We start from the raw sequence: 5,268 nt of genomic DNA, 5'->3' as shown, positions 1-5,268 counted from the left end.
GTCCAGCCCAATACGCCGCCTTTTCGGATCTATGCTCCGGTGCCGATGCTACCATGGTCGCCCCTCCTGGGGACACTCCATGCCAGAAAATTCAGGAGGCGTAAGAAGGGGTTCTTTTGACGGTTACCAGATAGCGGCCAGGGATTCAAAAGAAGCCTTAATGTACACCAAAAAGAAGATCGTTTGCGGCGCGGGAAAAGCCAAGGGATTCGCAAGGAATCCTATGAAAATTAAGCATTTTTCGTCACTCCAAGCCACTTTTATACTTACATTTTTCGCAGATATAACCATCAAGCGAATTCTTCCGCTGGCCGACGTTTCGCACGGTCCTTCACCGCTAATTCCCTCCTCTGCCACGACTCAATCGATCTATGCTGATCGGTAAAAACCAGGCTTAATTTCGGGCAAAGACTATTGCCACCTTTGGGAAAAAAGTGATAATCGCGTTACATAAACGAACAGGGAGGCGGGGACATGGGGAAGGTTTTTGCGGTAGTAAACAACAAGGGCGGCGTTGGGAAAACGACAATAACACTGAACCTCGCCCACTCATTGGCGAATAAAGGTGTTTCTGTATTGGTTGTCGATCTTGACAACCAATGCAATGCAACATCAAATTTTTTTCCTACAGCTCCAGACGCGACCTTATATGAACTATTGGATGGAGAAGGAATTGACCCTAACAAGTGTGTGTACCCGACCCAATATGACCGAGTTCATTTTTTGCCAAACACAGAAGACTCAGGTTCTTTAGAACCTGAATTACTCGCAAGAGATGACAAAGGATACCAACTTTTAAATCAAAGATTGCGATCCTACGCCATAAATAGATTTGACTTCACTTTGCTAGATTGCCCACCAAATCTTGGGTTATTTTCATTGCAAGCCATGGCCGCTGCTGATTTCGTTATATGTCCTGTAACAGGAGGTTCACGCTATGCAACAGCAGGGCTTGATAAAACAATTCGCACAATCAAATACGTTCAAGAAGAAGTAAATCCTAATCTTAGGTTCTTACGATTAATACTAAATCAAGTGGATCGCCGCGAAGGAGTTGATCGCGCTTTTGTGGCCGGCATCCTGGAAGACTACGAAGGACTTGTTTTCGAAACGATGATCCCGCGATGCACGGCTGTGAAGCAGTCCGAAGCCCTCAAGCAAACCGTCTTGCGAGCTGCCCCAAAATCCGCTGCCGCTTCGAAATTCCGTAAACTTGCCACGGAATTAATTGACCTACTCCAAGAGTAGACAAGGAGTCTGTGTCATGGCCCGAAAGACTCTCCGCGATCAACTCCGCGAATCCGCCAAGTCGGCTACCTCTATCGGGGCCGAGCACCGCGCCATTGTCCGTGAACTTGACGCCAACGCCGCTGGCTCGCGGACTCCTGCGGAAGTTATCCACCTCCCTACCTCCCCAAAATCACTTCCCGCCGTTGAGTCCCAAACCGAAAACCGGACAGGACAAGAGGACAGGATAAACGGACAGGACAAACGGACAGGACAAACGGACAAGTGGACAGGTCAACCGGACAAGTGGACAGGTCAACCGGACAGGATAAACGGACAAGAGGACAGGATAAACGGACAGGACAAACGGACAGGACAAACGGACAGGACAAACGGACAGGATGAGCAGTCAGAGCAAGTGGACAGTCCAAGAGGACAGGATAAACGGACAGGACAAGAGGACAGGATAAGCGGACAGGATGAAGCCCTCCCCTTGTTCCTGCCCGACCGTTCCGCACCCCGGACTTCGGCTCAGAAAGTCGTCCTGGAATACTTCGAGCGCTACGGATCACACATAGCGAATTATGACGTAATCACTGCGGAAACAGCTCTTCCTTACCGCACCGTTCGGCGCGGAATAGACAAGCTCGTGTCCCTGGGATGGCTCGAAAAGCACCCTTGGTATCAAGGCAGTTCACGAGGATTGAAATTTGAGTTCTCTCCTCAGACTGGACAAGATAAGCGGACAGGACAAACGGACAGGGCAAACGGACAAGATAAGCGGACAGGACAAACGGACAGGGCAAACGGACAAGATAAGCGGACAGGACAAACGGACAGGATGCCCGCCTCTTATAAGGAAGAGATAGATAGATATTCTCTATCTATCTATCTTTCGCCTGAGCGCATCGCCACGACCTGGCCGCACCTGTCCCGTACCGGCTTCGGCCGCGATCAGCTCCACCAAATCGCCCAGGCTCTTTCCGAGTTGGGCAAGCCCATGGACAAGGTGCTTCAGAGCCTTGACCATGCCGAATGGGAACTTGAGCAAGGCAAGATGACCGACAAGGACGGCCAACCTGTGGCCGATCCATGTTCCTGGGTCTTTCGCTCTCTGTCCCGTACCGGCTATTACCGCCGCCCAAAGGGCTACGTGTCGCCCGAGGAGCAGGCCGCAAAGGACGCCGAGGAAGAAGCTAAGGCCGTCACCGTAGCGAGGCAGTCCGCCGAAAAGGCGCAGTTCGAGGCGTGGCGGGACGGACTCTCCCCCGACGAACTGGCCGACGCAATGCGTGGCCATCCAGGTGGGCCGAAGGATGCGTGGTTGAGGTCGGTGTGGAAGAAAAGCAATTCTATTTAGTAGGATAAACAAGGGATCACGTAGTTATTACACCGCTGAAGCTATGGCAGAAAATCAGAAAAACAAACCTTGGGCGATCCTGAAGGTTTGCCGTCGCCAGTAAGGTCAATCCCCTCCCGGATAGCATCGAGGCTGTCAGCGATCCGCACGAGCAGCGCGACACGGAGAGGCCCCAAATCGACCGTCAGATCAATTTTCCCGCATTTTCTGGGGGACAGTCCGTGATCGTGCCGAAAATCGAAAACAGAGCCATTCCTGAGGTTCTCGACTTTCGCTTGCCCATGCGGAGAATATACCCCATATTCTCCGCATGGAGTGCGGCGAATGAGCAAATACATCTACGATCTGCCTGATTGGCCCCGGTTCCGATGGGATGCCGCTGCCCTAAACGAGCAACTGGCTGAGGTGCGCCACAGACAAGGCTGGCTTCTGGGGCGCATGGAAGGGCTTGGTTTTTCGCTTCGCGCCGAGACGGTCTTAAACACCCTGACCCAGGACATTCTGGATTCCAGCGAGATCGAGGGGGAAATCCTCGACGCGGCACAAGTGCGGTCATCCGTGGCACGTCGGCTTGGACTTGATACCGTGGCCTTGGTTCCTGCTGATCGGTCGGTTGAAGGCGTTGTCGAAATGATGCTGGACGCCACGCAAAATTATTCCGCACCGCTTACGGCAGAAAGATTGTTTGGCTGGCACGCCGGCCTTTTTCCGACCGGCTATAGCGGCTTGCGCAAAATCAAGGTGGCTGCATGGCGCGACGATGCCAAGGGACCGATGCAAGTTGTTTCTGGCGCTATCGGCAAAGAGCACGTCCATTACGAAGCGCCTGTGGCGTCACGACTCAAAGACGAGATGCGTAGATTTTTGGACTGGTTTGAAAATGGCGATGCCTTTGATGGTGTGTTGCGAGCGGGCATTGCCCATCTTTGGTTTGTGACACTCCACCCATTTGAGGACGGCAACGGGCGCATTGCTCGGGCGCTGGCCGATATGATACTTTCTCGTATAGAAAAAACGTCCCAGCGTTTTTATAGTTTTTCGTCGCAAATCAGGAAAGAACGCAATGAGTATTACGGCATCCTTGAACAAACGCAAAAAGGCGATCTTGACGTGACCGATTGGCTTTTCTGGTTCCTCTCCTGTCTTGGCCGAGCGATCCATAAAACCGATAGTGTCCTTGAAGCAGTTTTGCAAAAAGCCCGCTTTTGGGAACAAAAAGCCGCTGCCTCGTTGAACTCTCGGCAAAAGCTCATGGTCAACAAGCTGCTGGATGGTTTTGAGGGGAAATTAACTTCATCGAAATGGGCCAAGATTGCCAGATGCTCCCAGGATACCGCACTTCGAGATATTCGTGAACTTTTGGAATTTGGCCTTTTAGCAAAAGACGCAGCCGGTGGGCGCAGCACATCCTATTCACTGACATCTTCGAAATAGCATGACACAGAATAAACCATGGGCGATCCTCAAAGTTTCCCGCAAACAGTATTGCACCGCCCGCCCCTGGAAAAAAGCCGGGATGAGCCGGGAGCGATTCGAGGAAGTGCTTGCCCGTAAGCGCTCAATAAGACGCGTCTTGTCAGGGCGAGCAGGAAGCGGCAGAAGCTCAGGCAGGGATGATCAGGGAGCAGGGATCGAGATGTTGTGGCAGGAGGGCCTTGCGTTGGGCATCGGTAGTTGCCGCCGGCAAGTGCTCGAAGAGGTAGCGTAGATACCCGGATCATCCAGCCGGCTAGAGTCCCCCGGGTAATGTCCAGGCCCAGGCGGGCGAACTGGTCCTCTTGGCGGTAGAGGGGAAGCGCGTCGGCGTATTTGGCTATCGCGACATGGGCCAAAAGGCCTGGGGTGACGATGCCCTGGGGGATGAGCTGGGGCGGCATGGGCGCGGTTTTCACCGTCGGCCCGTCATCTTCCACCCCTTCGCAGACCCGGCAGGCGTACTTTGGCCGGATGTGGCGGATGACCTGAATCTTGGCCGGCACGATATCGAGCTTCTCGCTAACTTCCTCGCCGATGCGGACCAAGATCGCGCCGCAGGGGCAAGCTTTCTCCGATTCCGGCAGATCGTGGACGATCTCCACCCTGGGCAGATCGGCAGGAATGGGCCGGCGACCGCGTTTACCACGGGTATGGGCTGGGGTGCAGGCTTCCTCGAAGGTTTGTGGCGTTTGCTCTTCCACTGTCTGTTCGGCTTCATCGAACAAGGAGAGTTGTTGCGCCTGGCCGGTGCGGGGCTTTTTCTCGGATTTGGGACCGTAGATGATCAGGTTCAAGAGCCGAAGGCGCTGCTCCAATTGGGCAATTTGCGTCCGATGATCGGCAATGACACTCTTGAGAACGTCGGGGTCGTCAGGAAGGGAATTGATATCCACGGCCCGAGCAGTATGCCAGTATTATTCAATTTAATCAAGATAATACTGGTCAAAAGAGCGTTGAATACTCTAGCCGGGAATGGCCTTTTACCGCCAGAGGATCAAGACCGTCGAGCAGCCAAGCGAGCTGCCTGGAGTCGATGGCCAGCACCTCAGTCTCGCGGGTCGGCCAGCGGAACGCATGGCGCTCCAGCCGTTTCTGCCATAGGCAAAAGCCGTTGCGATCCCAGTAGAGCAGCTTGATGATGGTCCTACTGCGGTTGCAAAATCCGAACAGGTGGCCGGCGAACGGATCGAGCGTAAGCTGCTGTG

At 53.7% G+C, this 5,268-nt stretch carries 5 protein-coding genes; 3 read left to right on the top strand and 2 right to left on the bottom strand.

The annotated features are described in order from the left end of the window. Positions 1-474: 474 nt before the first annotated feature. The 3 genes from GTA51_RS19845 (at position 475) to GTA51_RS19835 (ending at position 4,021) form a co-directional block, all read left to right on the top strand. Positions 475-1,248, top strand: a complete 774-nt coding sequence (locus tag GTA51_RS19845) for a ParA family protein (RefSeq protein WP_160964229.1) — start codon at positions 475-477, stop codon at positions 1,246-1,248. A 16-nt stretch (positions 1,249-1,264) separates the two neighbouring features. Continuing rightward, complete coding sequence (locus tag GTA51_RS19840) at positions 1,265-2,587, top strand: hypothetical protein (protein ID WP_160964228.1); 1,323 nt, start codon at positions 1,265-1,267, stop codon at positions 2,585-2,587. Positions 2,588-2,911: 324 nt separating this feature from the next. Beyond that, positions 2,912-4,021, top strand: coding sequence for a Fic family protein (locus GTA51_RS19835; RefSeq protein WP_160964226.1), 1,110 nt, complete (start codon positions 2,912-2,914; stop codon positions 4,019-4,021). Between the two features lie 29 nt (positions 4,022-4,050). On the opposite strand, the gene GTA51_RS19830 is transcribed toward GTA51_RS19835, so the two are convergent. Continuing rightward, positions 4,051-4,956, bottom strand: coding sequence for an IS66 family transposase zinc-finger binding domain-containing protein (locus GTA51_RS19830; protein ID WP_343039542.1), 906 nt, complete (start codon positions 4,954-4,956; stop codon positions 4,051-4,053). A 49-nt stretch (positions 4,957-5,005) separates the two neighbouring features. After that, the coding region (gene tnpB, locus GTA51_RS19825) for an IS66 family insertion sequence element accessory protein TnpB (RefSeq protein ID WP_160964224.1) at positions 5,006-5,268 on the bottom strand (263 nt) is incomplete at its 5' end.

The sequence above is a fragment of the Solidesulfovibrio aerotolerans genome, assembly GCF_009856865.1.
GTDB lineage: Bacteria > Desulfobacterota > Desulfovibrionia > Desulfovibrionales > Desulfovibrionaceae > Solidesulfovibrio > Solidesulfovibrio aerotolerans.
This window is presented reverse-complemented; position numbering and strand designations above follow the sequence as displayed.